The following is an 18148-nucleotide window of genomic DNA, read 5'->3' as shown; positions in this document are numbered from 1 at the left end:
AAAAAACATTCATTTTATTTATATGAGAAATCATTTTATCATGTACAATGACACCAAGACAAGGAGTGACATATACATGCTTCAACAATCTCGTATAAAGGCAGGTCTATATCTCGCATTTTTGGTTCTTATGTGGGGCGTTAATTGGCCGCTTTCCAAATACGCATTAACCTATACCCCGCCACTGCTGTTCGCTGGCTTGAGGACATTTATCGGCGGCCTTCTTCTCATTTCCTTTGCTGTATGGAAACGAAAACAGCTTCATTTAAAAGGAACGTGGCATATCTATCTCATTTCCTCAGCTTTGAACATCATACTCTACTATGGCTTTCAAACCATTGGCTTACAGTACATGCCTGCCGGATTGTTCTCGGCTATCGTATTCCTTCAGCCTGTGCTACTCGGGGTTTTTTCCTGGATTTGGCTTGGAGAATCCATGTACGGATTAAAAATTCTCGGTCTTTTACTCGGATTTTTCGGCGTTGCCTCACTAACTACCGATGGGTTTACTGGGAATATGTCAGCATGGGGGATTCTATTCGCTATCGCCTCTGCCATTAGCTGGGCCTGTGGGACGGTTTATACGAAAAAAACAGCAGCTCAGGTCGACTCTGTTTGGATGACGGCCCTACAAATTACAATTGGCGGCATCGTCATGCTTGGTTCAGGTTCAGCCATTGAGAGCTGGTCTGATATTGCTTGGAATACCTCGTTTATCATTGTTACTCTTTTTATCTCAATTTTCGTCATTGCATTGGGCTGGCTAGTTTATTTTCAACTGCTCGCAACAATCGAAGCCAGTAAGGTGGGCGCTTTTACCTTTCTCATTCCACTCATCTCCGTCATGTTCAGCGTGCTTTTCTTACATGAACAGGTGACATATAAGCTGATTGTTGGACTTTTATTGATTACTGGAAGCATCGTTTTGGTTAATTTTAAGCCGAAACGTATTGGCAAAACGTCAAAATTTGCGATGCATCGATAAGCTAGCTTGCTCTTTCTACTGTACTGTTTCACTAAATATTTTTAAAAAAGTAAATATATTGTATATCAGTGAAAAAAGCATTATTTTACAAAAAAGTAGCCAGCATATAAAGGGAGAGGTATGTAAGTAAGCTCTATGTTACCCCTGGCTTATAAAGTATGTATCTATCCTAAATTTACAGAATGCGCGTCATACCGATATGATTACAACGCCGAACGCCAACCGGAACGAACAATGACACCATTAGTATTACTTCAAAGCAGTAGCATCCGTTCTGTAATGTTTAGGATAGATCGTGCTTTAGCACGTGTTAGTAACATTTCATAAATTTTTCTCCGGATTAAACATTTTACTTTTAACGTCGAAGCTATAATGCCCTAAAATATAGAAGGCGAACACCCACCTGTCCGCCATCAACGATAACTCTATCTTCTGTCTTTAGACTTGTCATATTAGTAGTGGATGCTATCAGGATTTCTCCTAGAAGGGATCGCTCCTCCTTTCGGGATTAGCAAAAAACGTCCACCCTCAACTCTCCCTGCCCCACCTGCAAAGTCCTTACGTGTGTTGGAAGTTGATGATGCCGAGGCAGTAGCAGCTCATCTCTTTTAAAAATTTTCGTTTCCTGCTACCTAATTGTAAAAGTCGGTCAGTAGCACCTATCCGATTCATCCCCACTTAATATAAATGCTGCTTGTACTCTTGGCTGACCATGTCATCAAAGGCCTTGGCGCTCATTCCCTTTGTTAATTTTGAATGAGCTAGTTGTTTCATCACCATCTCTCCCATCGTTGGGAACGTCTTTCGATCTATTTGATTAGCCGGATTCCATATTCCTGCATCTACCATTGCTTGCGAGTAAGCTAAGGTCACTTGTTGAAGTTCTATCCATATTCCTAGCGCCGGGCGTTTTCCTGCTATTGAGAGAGATTCTAATATTTTGGCTTCCTTTACAATAGAAGCTTTGCCTTGAACATGGAGGATATGATCTACACCTGGAACAAAAAAGAGAACACATATAGATGGATTAACAAGTATATTCTCAAAATTATCGCAAATTTTGTTACCAGGACGATCGGGAATCAAAATGGTACGTTCATCTAGTATTTGTACAAAGCCCGCCGGATCACCCTTGGGCGATATATCAGCTCCTCCTTGCATTTGACTGGTGCCGACACAAATGAAAGGAGCGTGTGTAATAAAGGATTGCATTTGTTCGCTTAGAATCGTGTGCTGGTAGAAGAAGTCACTTGCTGAAGACATCTCTGTATGATAGCTAGGTAGATAGGTTGTAGAATCCCACAGCTTGGAGCGAATAAAGGCTTTGGCACAATGAAAAAAGCATTCCTCGACATCTACCCGGATCGCTGCTGTGAGCTGCTGATCTGCTGGAAAATGGGCGGTTAGAAGTGCTTGCTCTTTAACAATGCTGGCCCTGCCATTAACTCGTAGGGTTTCGCTTACTCCTTGGATAAAAAATAGCAGCCCGATGAATGGATTCGCATTGATATTTTCAATCAAACGCATGTAGTCGCCAGCTTCTTTTATGGGGATAAGCAAACTATTCTCAGCAATAAAACGGACAAAGCCCTTTTCCCCGCCAAACATAGACCCATGCAAGAAATGATTCCTTTGCTTAGTTGTAGCGCATACAATGGACGAATGCTGAATAAAGTAGCGGCTTTGTTCCTCTAAGCTAGGTAATATTTTTTCTAGTAAAGCCTCAGACGGCGAGCCGACTACCTCTCGCAACTGCGCTTTTGTTTGTACCGTGAAATCTATAGGTAGATTCATCTTTACTCCCTCCTTTTACAGCATGCATTGAAAGGATTTAACTAAGATAATTATACCTGAAATGATAATCATTACCAATTAAAAATATTTATTTAATTCAATTATTTCTTCTTGCAAATGAAAAACCCTTGCAGCACTATTATTTATGCGACAAGGGTTTACCTAATTCTTATCAAGCATTTACGTTACAGCAAACGCGTTCTTTTTACCTCATAGACACACAGATCCTGAGCGATCTGGGTGTTCAAAAAAACCTCCTGCGCTTCCTGTAGCATATCATCAAGAGTAATCGGTCCGTCTTCAATATCATAACGTGGGCTCAAATGGGTAAGCAATAAGCCTTTTGCTTCTGCTGCAACAGCGATTTCTGCCGCTTGTTTTGCTGTGGAATGCCCACTTCGTTCAGCTAATTCCAGGTGCTGATGAACATAGGTAGATTCGTGTACGAGCATATCTGCTCCCTGGGCTAAACGCACCATATTCTGACAAGGTATTGTATCGCCGCTAAATGCAACCTTAAGGCCTGGCTGAGGTGGGTGAACAAAGTCTTTGCCATGAAAAACCCTGCCATCCTCTAATTGAACAGTCCCCCCCGCTTTAAGCTGAGCATACATGGGCCCTTTAGGAATACCCGCCTCTTTTGCTAATTCAATCTTAAACGCACCAGGACGTGGCTTCTCTGTCATCGAATAGGCAAAGGCTGGAACGCGATGCTTCACCTTTGCCGCTTCCACGACAATGGTATCATCCTCGTAAATAATTCCTTCCTCCACCACTTTAATGATTAGGGGATACTGTAAATGAACGGGACTAATGCGCATGATGGCTTGTACATACTCATCAATGCCTTTTGGACCATATAACGTAATTCCGCCTGTTTCAGCCCCCCGTAGAGAACGACTGGCAAGCATGCCAATTAATCCGTATAAATGATCGCCATGCAAATGCGTAATAAATATCTTTTCCAACTGCGAAATATTCAGCACAGAACGCATGATTTGGTGTTGCGTACCTTCCCCACAGTCGATGAGCCACCACGCGCCTCGATCCATGAGACGAAGTCCGATACCCGATACATTCCGCTTAGTGGTAGGGGCGCCTGAGCTAGTTCCAAGAAAAACAATCTGCATGCCCTATCCACCTCCATCCTTTATGTAAAATCCACGTGCATATTTTACCAATCTTATCATATTTGGAGCAAAATTTCATCTAACCTTCTACCATTACAGTTCCGAAAGGCATCATGATTCATACCTCTTACTATTTTTTACACTTTCACCATTCACCGCAATCTGGCATAGGTTAGAGTAAAACGAAACGCCTAGGAGGTTTTCTCATGAAACAATTCCTTATCCTAGGCATTATTCTTTGCCTAGGGCTTTTCAGCTTTTTGACCGGCTGTTCCAGTAGCGATACCAATAAGCTCCGAGTAGGAGAGGTTACACGCTCTCTTTTCTACGCTCCACAATACGTTGCTTTAGAAAAGGGATTTTTCAAAGAAGAGGGCTTGGAGGTCGAAGTCATAACTACTTGGGGTGGCGACAAAACAATGACCTCCCTGCTATCTAATGGCATTGATGTCGCATTGGTGGGGTCCGAGACCAGCATTTATGTAGATCAACAGGGTGGGCAAGATCCGATCATTAATTTTGCTCATCTGAAGTTAACTTTACAACAGGTAACTGAACCTCATCATTTCACTTTGAATTATAGTTAATTTGGGTTTGGCGGGAAGGCGGACTAGTTTTCAAGGAACTTACAGGAATAGATTGCTGTATGTAATAAGTAAAAGACCGTCCTAGGATATTTGGGCGGTCTTCATTATATCTTTCTTTATTTTATTTTCAATCACAATAGTACTGACTTGTCTCTTTTTCGCAAAATTAACATGTAATAAAAGGGTAAGATCAAATTCCCTTGTATAGTCCTTATAAATCTCTGGGACTTAACGATGTATTTTTCATTCTTTTAACTATTGAATGTCGAATCTAGTTTCTGTCATTTGGTTGTCCTTGTATAAATTATTATTCTTCCATAAGTCCTGTCGTTCCCAAGCTTCTAAAAGTTCTATTTCTTCAGGTTTTTCCTTTGTCCATACGATGTATGTTTCCTTATGTAGAACTTCTAGTACCTCTACTATTCCCTTTGTGACCTTCCTGTTTTTGTGCACAGTTCATCAATAGTGGGAAATCTACGTCTACCCACAGAATAGTTCCTATAATTCTAAGTACTTTCCTCTCGATGTCAGCCACATATTTCTCCCAACGGTATGTACTATAAATTTACGGAATCATATCCAGAAACGTATTCAGCTTCAAAAGGTTATAATGAAGACCCTGGACATTAATCGTTTGAAATTTTTCCAGTGGACACCACACTTTTTACAGAGTGGTGTTCTTTTTATTTATACCAAAGTGCAAATTATGTAATAGTTTGTCAAATTTTGTTGAGTGTTTCGCCTTTTTTCTATTTTGTAGAAAAAACAATACGGTTGGTAAAATATTGCACAAGAGGAAGAAAGGAGGGATTAGAATTAGGTTTGTTTACACTTCAAAAGGACGTTCCCCTAGCCATCAAACTAATTGGAACGCCCCTGTCGTGAATAACAAAAATTGTTATTCGGATTAATTGTATCACTCAAATAAAGGAATGTGAAATGGAAAACACCCAATCGAAAGATGATTTACAGAAGCTTAGACGCTAGTTGGTCGATATGAATAAGCTATACGGAAAACGTTACGAAACCCAGTAGGGGGCATAATTAAAAAGCCGCTTTTCAGCTATTCACTAAAGACCTTCTAGGAGGTTTACAACATGTTAATATGAGACAATTCATTTCTTTTATTTGAAAATGAAATCGCTAATGTAAAAATATCACTTTATTGAAAACATTAGGAAAAGAGTTTACACTTTATGATGAACAAAAAGTTTATTAAAGGAATTGCAATTTTATCTACGGTTGGTTTTCTAGGGACTGCTATAGCTCCGGCGACCAGCGCGTTTGCTCAAGAAAAAGTGTCACAATCAGTTTCTTACCAAACTCCAATGTCACAACAAGAAATGGATAAGATCATCCAAGAAACTGCTAAGGACATTTTAGAAACTGCACCAAGAGTAGTAGTAAAAGAGCCTGCACAACTTGAAACACAGGGTTTTGTTTCTCTTGGAACAAAGCTAATGAAATATTTTGGGAAAGGGTATGTGAAGAGGGAGTTACCGAAAAAGATGTATTCTAAATTCCCTGATATTTTAAAAGAAAAACTTTCTGAAGAGAAATGGCTTACTCTTTGGAATGGCGTAATTTTATTGGGTCCATTAGAAGAAATACGTGAAACTGTAACCAAAGCCCTGGAGCCATATGTTTGGGGGTGGGTTGCAAAAACTTGCGGTTATATTGTAGAAGGTATCGTTTACGCTATCATTTAATAAACAGAAAGGAGATAAAATGAACACAGAGACTTTAAAGTTGGTTCTAATTATCTTTTCTGTATATGCTACTATGCAAATTACAAAGGATATGAATATAGCTGATAATTGGTTTATCAGAGAGCCTGTTCGTTACTTAATTAGCTTCGTAGTAACCTTGTTTGTTTCTATCCTTTTGGATAAGATTTACAAAAAAAAGGATAAAGAAGAGTAGCTGTCCCTTTAATCTTAACTAAAAAATCATTATGTAAAACGTCCGAATCTCCCTTGTATTCGGACGTTTTCTCGTTTCTAGTAACTGTTTACTTTTTATTCTGCGGCTCCTGTCCACTTGCAATCCTTACCCGAATCGACAGGCTCCTATAATTTACGTTTTCTGTTCAGTAAAATACATTCGTTTAAACCAGAAAGCCACATTGACTAGTGCAATCATGACTGGTACTTCTACTAATGGGCCAATAACTGCTGCAAAGGCAGCACCGGAGTGAATACCAAACACTCCTACTGCAACAGCGATCGCAAGTTCAAAGTTATTACTACCTGCCGTAAAAGCAAGTGTTGTTGTAACTGGGTAGCTTGCTCCCATTTTCTTTCCCATAAAGAAAGAAAGAAAAAACATGAGTACAAAATAAATTAGTAATGGGATTGCAATACGAACTACATCGAGTGGTAAGCTGATAATGGCATCGCCTTTTAAGGAAAACATCACGATAATGGTGAAGAGTAAAGCAATTAGGGTGATGGGACTAATTTTAGGAATAAACTCGTTTTCATACCAATGGCGCCCTTTTACTTTTACAAGAGTAAAACGTGTCAGCATCCCTGCAAGAAATGGAACTCCTAGGTAAACCATGACAGTCTTCGCTACTTCCACCATAGTGACCGAAACAACTGCACCTTCTAACCCCAACCATTCTGGAATGACAGTTACAAATAAATAGGCATACACTGAAAAGAAAAGCATTTGAAAAACTGAATTAAATGCCACTAATCCAGCAGCGTATTCTGTATCTCCTTTGGCAAGATCATTCCAAACAATTACCATAGCAATACAACGTGCCAAGCCAATCATAATTAAGCCGACCATGTACTCTGGCTTATCTGATAGGAATAAGATGGCAAGACCAAACATTAAAATTGGGCCGATAATCCAGTTTTGAACAAGAGAAAGGATTAAAACCTTAGCATCCTTAAAAACTCTTCCCATTTCTTCATAACGTACCTTTGCAAGTGGTGGGTACATCATTAAGATAAGACCCATTGCAAGCGGAATGGATGTGGTTCCCACCTGTAAGCTATTTAACTCATTTACAAGCTGTGGATAGATAAACCCAAAACCAACTCCAATGCCCATAGCCAAAAAAATCCAAAGTGTTAGGTAGCGATCTAAAAACGAAAGACGTTTTTTCCCCATATTACTCATTGTTACATCTCCCTTACCTTTCTTTTTAGTAGAGGGTTTAATCGCAAGTAATCTGTAAGTTAGCTTCTTTCAATTTCTCAAAATCTGAGGTGCAATCTGGTAGCTGTGCAAGAGACAAACCAATCTCCTCCATAGTTGAACGATTCAAAGAGTAAAAGACCCATTGCCCTTTCCGTGTTTCATTTACTAAATTCTCGTTCTTTAGACGACTCATGTGCCTAGATATCGAAGGTTGAGAAATACCGAAGATCGGGACTAATTCACATACGCAACAATCCCTTTGATTTAATAAGGCAATGATTTTAAGCCGGGTTGGATCACCTAATGCTTTTAAGGCCGAAGAAAGTTGGATTAAATCCATGTGAATAAATGCCTCCTTTATAATTACCATATAGCTATATGGCTATATTATCATTATGCGAAGGAATTTCAAATATAACCTTACATAATAGTGACCATATTGATGTCACTAGACACCATTATTTTGTGCTTTCTGACCACTAGCAACCCTCAACTCGTCTGCCAATTTCGTTTGTAACAAGGCATCTGTAACTTTTATATACATCTTTCGAGCATATAAAAAGCGAGCCAGTGCATCTACATCAAGATTAATCATGATGCCGATTTGCAGCAGCTCGCTTTCAATCTTTTTACATTAAGTCAACTGATTGCCTTGATCTAGCCATCTCCTCAAACGGGATTTTAACTTATTCTATGGAATCGTACATATCCTGCATACCTGTCAAAACTACCTTGATACCCCCCGTTAATCCATCCGCCATCCCCATTATTCCAGAATTCACCATCTGTGAAAACCCACACTCCATAAAGAATGTTACCATAACGCACTGTATAAGATGTTTGAATGCCTTGTAGATTATGAGAATATCTTTGATTTAAATTATAAACCACCACATTCTTTTTTCCTTGACCCACTTGGTAAAATGCATGGTAAAGTGTGTCTTTAACAAAATTCTCACGGGCAACATCTACTGGAAGAACGCTTTTTTCAGACTTATGAATACTTGGTGGAAATTGGTTTGGGGTGTTGGTTACATTTTCACTCGCTAATGCTCCTGTCGCTCCTGTTGATAACATCAGAGACAATCCCATTAATGAAATTAAAAACTTACGTCCAACTTTCATTTTGACCATCCTCCTCCTAATTTCAACAATTAACCTTTATTGTAAAAAAATTACATAAAAGATTATGAATATATAATACTCCGTTAATTCTGCCTTTTCAATATACTTATGATAAGAATATTCGTTATTGACATAAAAATAGCCACTCGTAGGTGACTAACCTTCAAACTGCTTTATGATCATCTCGCGTTCTTTACGGAGTTCTTTCGTAATGTGTAAATCGACTGCCGAGAATGTTCCTGTGCGATCTGTAATTGACGTTCTCCGTATACGGGGTTTACAGCCATCAAAGAGTACGTTTTTTTATCATCGTCTTCAGCTATCTTCCTTATCATAACTTGTCCATGTTTACGACCCCTTAGGAGTCGCTTGATTCACTATCCTTCTCAGCTTTCATAGCCACTTCTTTTCCTTTGCGCTCGTTCTCTGTAAGAATATCAAGGTAAATCTCAATGAATCGGTCAAGAGCCTCTTTTGATGGTTCCCGTCTACCGATTGCCCAAATTTCCGGTCTCGTTCTTCCACCTTCCATAAGCACCATCTCCCTTGTAGAAGATGTATGCAACGATTCGTTGAGGACAACACTTATGAAAATCGGAGAAACCTTAACAAAACTAAGGAACAAACGACATGTACCCCAAGCTCAAATGGCAGATTTGTTAGGAGTAAAACGTCCTAGATATAACGCTTGGGAAAATGACATCTTACAACCAGATCTTGAAATGATAAAAAAATAGCAGATATCCACAATGAATCTGTAGACTTTTTGCTTGGCAATGCTGGAATGAGCGAATCAATTCCGTTTTGGGCCACTTCCAAAGATAACCGCGATTTTAGAAAAATGCTTCAAGAAGATGGTGATCTGATGTTTGATGGTATTCCATTAGATGAAAATGCTCGACAGCGTATCATGGATGTTTTGACAGGATTATTCTGGGAAGCAAAGAAAATGAATAAGCATTAAAAGAATTAGGAGCATGACATCAAGAGCGATATCAATTAAAGAGTAAAGAGGATACAAGAAACAACTTGGTCAAATGCTACAAAACTAATTGCCCTTTTACAATCTCTCGTGTACTTGGGAATCATATTCGTTTTACTGACCTAGGGCAAACACAAGAGGGATTTATTAAAGCCAAATTACGCCGACGATTTATTGTCATACATGATGACGTACACAATGAGTGGCAACGTTTCGTGTGTGCACATAAACTTGGTCATGATCGTCTCCATAAAGGTTTTAGAGTATTATTTCCTTGAGCAAAACCACCTCTTCCATCCAGGTAAACTTGAACAACAGGCAAATGCATTTACAGTAAATTTACCCATTCACGAAGACAAAATTCAATGCGAAGAATCCTCAGATGAGATTTGTCTACGTAACGGTAACCCAACTGAGATGGGTAAGTATATAAAATGGAGAGAAAGTGAGTTTAATGAAAAAAGTCATAATCACAAGAGTAGCGATTTATGTACGTGTTTCAACAGATGAACAAGCAAAAGAAGGCTTCTCCATCCCAGCTCAACGTGAACGACTCCGAGCATTTTGCAAAAGCCAAGGCTGGGAAATCGTAGAGGAATATATCGAAGAAGGATGGTCAGCAAAAGATATTCAAAGGCCACAAATGCAACGTCTATTAAAGGATATCAAAAAAGGAACCCTTGATATGGTTCTAGTGTACCGTTTGGATCGACTTACTCGGTCTGTTCTCGATCTTTACTTACTACTACAGCTATTTGAAAAACATGATGTCGCTTTCAGATCAGCTACTGAAGTATATGACACCTCAACAGCTATGGGGCGCCTATTCATTACACTTGTTGCGGCTCTAGCACAGTGGGAAAGGGAGAACTTAGCAGAGCGTGTGAAATTCGGCATTGAACAGATGATTGATGAGGGCAAGAAACCTGGAGGACACTCCCCATTTGGTTATCACTTCGATAAAGATTTTACATGTACAATCATTGAGCAGGAAGCAAAGACAGTAGAAAAGATATACCAATGGTACGTGGAAGGTTTTGGGTATCGGTCGATTGCTAAACACCTAAATGAAATGGATGTTCGTCCACGTATCGCAAAACGTTGGAACCATATTTCCGTTCGGGATATACTGTTGAACGACATGTACATAGGCGTATACCGATGGGGTAATAAAATTGTACTGGATAACCATCCTCCCATTATCTCAAAACAATTGTTCGCCAAGGCCAAAAAGACAATGGAGAAAAAGTCCGGTCAATCGCCAAGGAAAGGAAAGTTCCCTTTGACAGGGATACTACGTTGCGGGCACTGTGAAGAACACAATATGCAAGGGTTCTACGATCATCGCGATCAAAAGACGTATTATCGTTGTCTGGGCTGTAACCGCATGACCCATGATCAGAGAATATTAGACCCTCTCCTCGGCGAGATTGATAGATTGATTACATCAAAAGAGTATTTCGTAGAGAAGGTCGAAAATCAAAGGGAAGTCGAATTAGATTTAGATAAAATCAGGAATGAGATAGCAAAAATCCAAACACAAAAAGAAAAGTGGTACGATGTGTTCATGAACGACAGCAACCCTATTCCAAAGGAAACACTTTTTGAAAAGATCAACACTTTGAACCATAAGGAAAATGAACTGCAAGAACTCATCAATGCTTATGATGTGGAAGAGGAAACCCCAGAGGAAAAATATCGCAAAATTAAAAAAATGACCAATATCAGAGAACAGTATCGTTTAGCAGACGTATTTCGCAAAAAAGAGCTGCTTCATAGTTTATTCGATAAAGTTATTATTTACCGAGAACGCGGAAGAAACAAGAAAATTCGCATTGAATATTCTATGCGTTAGCCCTGTTATATGTGTAATTTCCCCCAGCTTACCCAAACTGACGGCACATTCTTAGTCGCCCGGTCCAAATTAAAGCACTTTTCGTGGGATCAGGTAAAAGACAAGGTATTCCTCGGTCAACGAAAGGGTGGAATGCCTCAAATGGTCGGCGAGTTTGTCCTTAAAAAAAATAAAATTGAGCCCCAAACGCATGCTACCGTTCTTCAAAACATTGAATTTAAAAATATCCCTTCCGCCTTCGCTTCAGGTACTGGAGATTTTGTACAACTCTTTGAACCAACAGCATCTCAATTCGAACAAGAAGGCATAGGTCATGTAGTAGCCTCCTTTGGTAAGGAAAGTGGTATTGTTCCTTATACCAGCTATATGACGAAACAAAGCTATATCCAGAAAAACAAGAAGAATATTCAGAAATTCACTAACGCCATATATAAAGGGCAACAATGGGTAAACTCTCATTCTGCCGAGGAAGTGGCAAAAGTAATTACTCCCTATTTTTCTGATGTAAAAGCAGATATTCTCACTCGTTCTATTCAGCGTTATCAGGAGCAGGGTTCCTATTCAGCCACTCCCTTATTAAAAAAAGCTGACTGGGAATTATTATTAGAAATTATGAAGACTGCTGGAGAGCTGAAACAGTCAATCCCCTATGAAAAACTAGTGAATGAAACATTTGCCAATCAGGCGATAGGAGGTAAATAGCCTATGCCCCCTTCTCCCCAGGCAAAAATTGAGGTAAATGATGTCACCCATCTATACGTAACACCACACAATGCATTTATGGCAGTAAACAACATTTCCTTGCATGTGGAGGAAGGTGAGTTCGTCTGTTTAGTAGGCCCTAGTGGTTGCGGAAAAACCACCTTGCTTTCACTCATAGCAGGACTCGAAAAGCCTACAGCAGGTCAAATATACGTAGACGGGAGTCAGCTAACAGGAACGACTCGTAAGGTTGGCTATATGCTTCAGCAGGATTATTTATTTAACTGGCGCACCATAGAAGAGAATGTGTTTCTCGGATTAGAAGTGCAGGGAATCCGCAGCAAAGCAAATGAAGAATACGCATTGCATTTACTGGAAGAAATGGAGCTGATTCATTTTCGCAAAGCTTCTCCACAGCAATTGTCTGGCGGAATGAGACAGCGTGTAGCCTTGGTCCGAACGCTTGCCTGTCAACCAGAAATCCTACTTCTCGATGAACCCTTCTCCGCTCTGGATCATCAGACGAAGCTTAAGCTGGAAGACCTTATTATCAAAACCTTGCGTCGTCACAAAAAAACTGCTATTTTAGTCACCCATGATTTACAAGAAGCTGTAGCTATGGGAGACCGAATCTACATATTAGATCGAAATCCGGGACGCATTCGTTCAGAAATGAAGATACCAGAGTTAATCCGTCAGGCGTTGCCGTTCCAAGCTCGACAATTGACTGGCTTCTCCGATCTGTATAACCACGTGTGGAGAGAGATGGAGGGAAGTTCTGATGGAGCAGATTAACATTGATCATATTCATCAGCAGTATAAACATGGCGTCACACGTACAAAATGGTTAGTTTTCCTCACCCAGCTTCTCATCTTATTTGTTTTTTTAGGCACATGGGAATTGGCTGCTTTCTTCAAATGGATTGATGTCCTATTGTTTAGCTCACCTAGCCGAATCTGGAGTTTGTTTATCGAAAAGATGGCTGATATGAGCTTGTTGATGCATACCAGCGTAACCGTCCTTGAAACGATCATTGGCTTCTTACTCGGAACTCTACTCGGTACCTTACTGGCTATTATGATTTGGTGGTCCCCATTTTTATCGCGCGTGCTAGAACCCTATTTAATTATCGCAAATAGCATGCCTAAAGTAGCATTGGGTCCTCTGTTCATTGTAGGTTTAGGTCCCGGAGTCATCTCCATAATTGCCACGACCCTTTCTGTTTCGATTATTATTACCGCCATCACGATCTATTCCGGCTTCCGCGAGGTTAATCCTAACTATCTAAAGGTCATGCAGACCTTTGGTGCAAGAAAAAGTCAGATGTTTGCCAAGGTGATATTTCCTGCCACAATGCCAACAATTATTTCATCCTTAAAGGTAAATGTCGGACTTTCTTGGATAGGTGTTGTTGTTGGAGAATTTCTAGTTGCTCAAAAAGGCTTAGGCTATCTCATTATTTATGGCTTTCAGGTATTTAATTTTTCCCTGGTCATGGTGTCTCTCTTCGTCATTGCTCTCGTCGCCGCTTTGATGTACCAAGGTGTCAGCTACCTAGAGAAGAGGCTTACCAGCCAGTTTAAATAGATAGCAATGCCAAAAAGTTGCTCCTATTCGGGGCGGCTTTTTCCTTTCAGCCATCTTAAAAAATTACAATGCACACTTCTTATATTTACAAATCTATAAAAATAGATATAATAATCTCTATGGAACCTTCATTGATTTATAAAGCACTGACTAATGAGACTCGTCGACAAATCTTACTATGGTTAAAAAATCCAGGGGAATTCTTTGATGAAAGACCTTATTTACAACAAGGGCTGAGTTTTCAAATTGGTGTATGTGTGGGCGATATCCAAACAAAATCTGGTTTAGCCCAATCAGTCATTTCTAGTTACTTGTTAACCATGCAAAAAGCTGGGTTGTTGGAATCAGAACGAATCGGAAAATGGACGTATTATCGACGAAACGAAAAGACCATTCGGGAATTTGCCGAGTATGTCCAACAAGAACTATAAAAGGAAAGGAGGCTTTTCTTTTTTACCTTTAACATCTATATATATAGATATATAGTTTTTTATATGTGAAATGACCGATACAAATAAGAATGGAGATTTATTTACATGAAAAAGCTTAACCCTCTTCTTATCATGATGCTAGCTTTAGGTGTATTTGGTATTATTACCACTGAAATGGGGATTGTAGGGGTTCTCCCTCAGATCACACAAAAATTTAACATAACAACTTCACAAGCTGGACTACTTGTAAGTATCTTTGCTTTAGTCGTTGCTATTTCAGGTCCATTTCTGACATTGCTTGCTTCTGGCATCAATCGAAAAGTAATTCTGTTAACCGCAGTCCTTATGTTCACGATTTCAAATATGGTTTACGCTTATACAACTAGCTTCGAGATGATGCTAGCTTTCCGTATTCTGCCTGCTATTTTTCATCCCATCTTTTTTTCAGTAGCTCTCGTAACTGCTGCCAAACTTGTCCCTTTAGAAAAAAGCGGGCATGCAATTACAAAGGTTTTTGCTGGGATAACTGTCGGATTTGCCTTTGGTATACCTTTAACCTCTTTTCTCGCCGAGCAGTTCTCGTTAGAGGCCGCTTTTCTGTTTGGGGCTATTGTAAGCGCGATTGCTTTTGCAGGAATTTTATTTTGGCTCCCCTCCATGCCTGTTAAAGAAAAGATGACTTATGGAAAGCAGATTAGCATATTACGTAAACCGGGACTATGGGTAACTATCGCCACAGTGATATGCATCTTTGCAGCTATGTTTACTGTATATAGCTATTTTGCTGAATATCTTGGGCAGGTAACACACATGAACGGCTCATGGATTAGTTTCATGTTGATGCTGTTTGGCCTCATTATGATTTTTGGCAATTTTTTATTCGGGTCTTCCTTACAAAAAAACATGAGGAAGACAGTGATATCGTTTCCTCTTCTCTATATAGTAATTTACGTACTTGCTTACTATTTTGGTTCTTCTTTCATTCCAATGGCGGCTGTCGTATTCTTTTGGGGAATCATACATTCTGGAGGGCTAATAGTCAGCCAAACATGGCTCATGACTGAGGCAAAGGAATCTCCTGAATTTGGCAACAGTTTATTTGTCTCATTCTCCAATCTTGGAATTACGTTGGGAACTTCTATTGGTGGCTGGTTTATCTCTCAACTGGGCATACATCAGCTCATTTGGAGCGGAATTACATTTGCCTTGCTTGCTTTCTTCTTCATCATGATAAAAATAAAGATATTGAGTTCTGCTAAAGAGGAAATAGATGTGGCAAGCCCACCTCACCCAATGAAAAACTGATTTTTTGGTATACAAAAAACATTGTAACTATTGATATAATAAAAACTTCAACTCTAGTAAAAAAGGAGATACTACTATGATGGGTACAAAGGTAATGACGTTTGCTTTAGTTGGGGGAAGTATCGGCTTTTTCTTGGACGGTGTGATGGTTGGGGCACTTGTGGGAGTGTTGATGTACATATCTATTCAACTTGAGGAATACCTAAAGCAACGGAATTAAAAAACTTTGTTCATCGTACATCCTACCTGCATAAAAATAAGCAACCGGGCACAACCGTGTTAATGGATGCCCGGCTGCTTGCCGGTATAGATTCTAGTACGCTTCATAATACGATATAAGTAGCTTATAATGTTTTCGTAAAATCTACTAGGGACTGTGACATTTTATTAATCTCATCCATTGATGAGTTTACTTGCTCTGTCAAGGCCGCCTGTGTCTGTGTAAGAGTACTCATTTTTCCAATATGCAATAGAATGGTTTCAATGAGTTCCTTCATTTCATTCAAACTGCTTTCAATGTTTACAGTAGCATTTGCACTATGTACAGCTAGCTTTCTTACCTCGTCTGCGACAATCCCAAAACCTCGCCCCTGCTCACCTGCACGTGCTGCTTCGATGGCTGCATTTAAGCCTAACAAATTCGTCTGCTCAGCAATTTCTTTAATAAAATTTGAAATATTTTTGGTTTCATCTGCACTGCCCTTCGCTTGATTGGCCGCTTCAGTTGATTGATCCTGCGCAACTGCAAGCTCCTGAGCTTGATTCGTTATTGAATTAACACCTTTCACCATATCGCTAATCGAGTCTGACAGATGCTTCATTTGAGAGGTCATTTCACGTACGACCTGCTCTTTGTTTTTCTCAAGGGTAATATCCCGTATGGTCCCAGCTACTCGCAATGGAATACCAGTGCGACTTCGAATCGTTTCACCGCTAGCATGATACCAACGATATTCACCATTTTTTAAGCGTAGTCGATAATCAATATCAAATGGAGTTTTCCCGCTATAATCATTCAAGTGATTAGCAAAGGCTTCTAATGTTCGTTTTTCATCCTCTGGGTGAAGTCTGCTACTCCAGCTACTCATCACATTTGGGAAATCTGTTTCATCTTTAAATCCAAGAGCTCTTCGGAATTGAGGCGACCACCAAAATTCATTATTGGGATTAATAACATCGCCCTCAACAACGGTCATATCCCAAGGAGCTTCCACTAGAACACGATTGATAAGATCATACCGTTCTACCAAGGATTCTAATTCTTGTTCTTTCATTTTCTTATCGTGTATATCAAATAGGGCTCCTGCGACCCGTAAAGGAACGCCATTAGCATCTCGTACCGTTGCCCCAGTAGCTCGGAACCAACGATATTCACCGTTTTTTAATAATAAACGATACTCCACATCATAAGGAGTCTTTCCTGAGTGATCCAATAGATGCTTTTCAAAAGCTTCTAGAACCTCGTCATGATCATCTGGATGCAGTTTTGATGCCCAGCTGTGAAGCACGTTAGGAAAATCGGTTTCATCCCGATAGCCCAGCATTTTGCGGAATTCATTCGTCCAGGTAAACGTATTCTGAGGATTTACAGGATCACCTGCTATCACATTCATATCCCATAAGCCCACTTCAATGGCTTCCGTTACTAATTCAAGTCGAACCGCTACATTTTCTCTAAAGCTTTGCATCGTTCTTAGAATCGCATTCAGATTTTCAGCAAATTCCTTTGCTTCTGGGTTATCTGTAGACGGATGAAACTCAGTGGAAAAGTCATTCATTTCAACCATTTTGCGTAATTTCCGGCTTTCCTCTACGAATGCAGTAAGCTCGTTAGCTTGTACTGACTTAAAAAACATAGATCATCTCCCCTTTTCCAGTTATATAGAATCCCCAGTACTCAAACCTAACCAAACCTGCCCACTCTATGAATCTTTTTCTACAAGCTCTTCATTTGGCTCATTATGGCGAACAAGGCGTAAAAAGCTCTTTTGCTTTGGCAAGAGCTTTTTCTGATCATTTATAATTCATCTTCAGGTTAATCAATCAAATATTAGATTGATAACGTTACTCTTTCCACCATTGGATTGAAAGTTACCAAGTTTGAAAAGGTACGCTTATTATACAAATTCCGTCAATATACGACAATGATCAAAATGGATCAAATCGTTTACTTTTGCATCTCTAACTGTAACGTTTACAAGTGCTAGGGCAAAAAAAATAACCCTGAATGAACGTCAGAGTCATTTTTTATTAGATGGGTATGTGTTTTCATGTATTTCTTTGAAGATATAACGCTGGCTTCTTTCGGCCTAGTTTTCTATTATTTTGACATTCTTAGGTAAATCAAGAGTAAAGTCTTTTTCATGAAATTTTGGATGAAAATCAACTTTAGTTACGATATACTCGGAAATTTGTTTGTTATTTGCATTGGTAATAGACTTTAGCTTTAGACCGGTTTCCTTATCGATCCAGAGTTCGTTCGTAGTAATACTAGATTGGTTGTTTCTTACT

The 18148-nt window shown here is 39.5% G+C and carries 18 protein-coding genes and 4 pseudogenes; 14 read left to right on the top strand and 8 right to left on the bottom strand.

The features are described from left to right. The first annotated feature begins 76 nt into the window (after positions 1-76). Positions 77-985, top strand: coding sequence for a DMT family transporter (locus O0550_RS16585; protein ID WP_181748853.1), 909 nt, complete (start codon positions 77-79; stop codon positions 983-985). A gap of 678 nt (positions 986-1663) precedes the next feature. Here O0550_RS16585 and O0550_RS16580 read toward each other — a convergent pair. Continuing rightward, entirely contained in the window at positions 1664-2779 is a 1116-nt protein-coding gene (locus tag O0550_RS16580; protein ID WP_258426855.1) for an MSMEG_1061 family FMN-dependent PPOX-type flavoprotein, read from the bottom strand. A 185-nt stretch (positions 2780-2964) separates the two neighbouring features. Beyond that, positions 2965-3909 carry a ribonuclease Z gene (gene rnz / locus O0550_RS16575; protein ID WP_003344288.1) on the bottom strand — a complete coding sequence of 315 codons (945 nt, stop codon included), beginning with the start codon at positions 3907-3909 and terminating at the stop codon, positions 2965-2967. A 206-nt stretch (positions 3910-4115) separates the two neighbouring features. On the opposite strand from rnz, the pseudogene O0550_RS16570 reads away from it, so the two are divergent. From O0550_RS16570 to O0550_RS16560, 3 genes and pseudogenes are all read left to right on the top strand, one after another. Further along, a pseudogene (locus O0550_RS16570) lies at positions 4116-4481 on the top strand (ABC transporter substrate-binding protein); the annotation flags it as partial. Positions 4482-5692: 1211 nt separating this feature from the next. After that, the gene (locus O0550_RS16565) at positions 5693-6205 is read left to right on the top strand and encodes a hypothetical protein (protein ID WP_258426854.1); all 513 of its coding nucleotides are present in this window, start codon (positions 5693-5695) and stop codon (positions 6203-6205) included. Between the two features lie 19 nt (positions 6206-6224). Next, on the top strand, positions 6225-6419 hold the full coding sequence (locus O0550_RS16560) for a hypothetical protein (protein ID WP_101667863.1): 195 nt from the start codon (positions 6225-6227) through the stop codon (positions 6417-6419). Positions 6420-6572: 153 nt separating this feature from the next. Here the strand turns inward: O0550_RS16560 and arsB are convergent, their stop codons facing one another. The 5 genes and pseudogenes from arsB to O0550_RS16540 form a co-directional block, all read right to left on the bottom strand. Further along, positions 6573-7628 carry an ACR3 family arsenite efflux transporter gene (gene arsB / locus O0550_RS16555; protein WP_258426853.1) on the bottom strand — a complete coding sequence of 352 codons (1056 nt, stop codon included), beginning with the start codon at positions 7626-7628 and terminating at the stop codon, positions 6573-6575. Positions 7629-7665: 37 nt separating this feature from the next. Next, positions 7666-7989, bottom strand: coding sequence for an ArsR/SmtB family transcription factor (locus tag O0550_RS16550; protein WP_003346313.1), 324 nt, complete (start codon positions 7987-7989; stop codon positions 7666-7668). Between the two features lie 171 nt (positions 7990-8160). Next, positions 8161-8280, bottom strand: a pseudogene (locus O0550_RS24565) (phage terminase small subunit P27 family); the annotation flags it as partial. 50 nt (positions 8281-8330) lie between these two features. Continuing rightward, complete coding sequence (locus tag O0550_RS16545; protein WP_003338054.1) at positions 8331-8774, bottom strand: hypothetical protein; 444 nt, start codon at positions 8772-8774, stop codon at positions 8331-8333. 358 nt (positions 8775-9132) lie between these two features. Further along, the gene (locus O0550_RS16540) at positions 9133-9306 is read right to left on the bottom strand and encodes a hypothetical protein (protein WP_233882704.1); all 174 of its coding nucleotides are present in this window, start codon (positions 9304-9306) and stop codon (positions 9133-9135) included. A 55-nt stretch (positions 9307-9361) separates the two neighbouring features. Between O0550_RS16540 and O0550_RS16535 the strand changes: the two genes are divergently transcribed. From O0550_RS16535 to O0550_RS16490, 10 genes and pseudogenes are all read left to right on the top strand, one after another. Continuing rightward, a complete protein-coding gene (locus tag O0550_RS16535) occupies positions 9362-9511 on the top strand; it encodes a helix-turn-helix transcriptional regulator (protein ID WP_258426852.1) in 150 nt (49 codons plus the stop codon). A gap of 56 nt (positions 9512-9567) precedes the next feature. Further along, a pseudogene (locus tag O0550_RS16530) lies at positions 9568-9738 on the top strand (transcriptional regulator); the annotation flags it as partial. Positions 9739-9803: 65 nt separating this feature from the next. After that, entirely contained in the window at positions 9804-10034 is a 231-nt protein-coding gene (locus O0550_RS16525) for an ImmA/IrrE family metallo-endopeptidase (protein ID WP_258426851.1), read from the top strand. A gap of 176 nt (positions 10035-10210) precedes the next feature. Further along, positions 10211-11611 carry a recombinase family protein gene (locus tag O0550_RS16520; RefSeq protein WP_258426850.1) on the top strand — a complete coding sequence of 467 codons (1401 nt, stop codon included), beginning with the start codon at positions 10211-10213 and terminating at the stop codon, positions 11609-11611. Between the two features lie 15 nt (positions 11612-11626). Continuing rightward, positions 11627-12313, top strand: a pseudogene (locus O0550_RS16515) (ABC transporter substrate-binding protein); the annotation flags it as partial. Between the two features lie 3 nt (positions 12314-12316). Beyond that, positions 12317-13108, top strand: coding sequence for an ABC transporter ATP-binding protein (locus O0550_RS16510; protein ID WP_258426849.1), 792 nt, complete (start codon positions 12317-12319; stop codon positions 13106-13108). After that, entirely contained in the window at positions 13095-13901 is an 807-nt protein-coding gene (locus O0550_RS16505) for an ABC transporter permease (protein ID WP_163244211.1), read from the top strand. The genes O0550_RS16510 and O0550_RS16505 overlap by 14 nt, the downstream gene beginning before the upstream one ends. 119 nt (positions 13902-14020) lie before the next feature. Continuing rightward, positions 14021-14332 carry an ArsR/SmtB family transcription factor gene (locus O0550_RS16500; RefSeq protein WP_003343852.1) on the top strand — a complete coding sequence of 104 codons (312 nt, stop codon included), beginning with the start codon at positions 14021-14023 and terminating at the stop codon, positions 14330-14332. A gap of 105 nt (positions 14333-14437) precedes the next feature. Beyond that, entirely contained in the window at positions 14438-15637 is a 1200-nt protein-coding gene (locus O0550_RS16495) for an MFS transporter (RefSeq protein ID WP_258426848.1), read from the top strand. Positions 15638-15713: 76 nt separating this feature from the next. Next, the gene (locus O0550_RS16490; RefSeq protein ID WP_003338065.1) at positions 15714-15857 is read left to right on the top strand and encodes a hypothetical protein; all 144 of its coding nucleotides are present in this window, start codon (positions 15714-15716) and stop codon (positions 15855-15857) included. Between the two features lie 124 nt (positions 15858-15981). On the opposite strand, the gene O0550_RS24430 is transcribed toward O0550_RS16490, so the two are convergent. Next, entirely contained in the window at positions 15982-17493 is a 1512-nt protein-coding gene (locus tag O0550_RS24430; RefSeq protein ID WP_003343850.1) for a methyl-accepting chemotaxis protein, read from the bottom strand. Between the last annotated feature and the right edge of the window lie 655 nt (positions 17494-18148).

This window comes from Brevibacillus halotolerans, from assembly GCF_026891775.1.
Classification (GTDB): domain Bacteria; phylum Bacillota; class Bacilli; order Brevibacillales; family Brevibacillaceae; genus Brevibacillus_B; species Brevibacillus_B halotolerans.
This window is presented reverse-complemented; position numbering and strand designations above follow the sequence as displayed.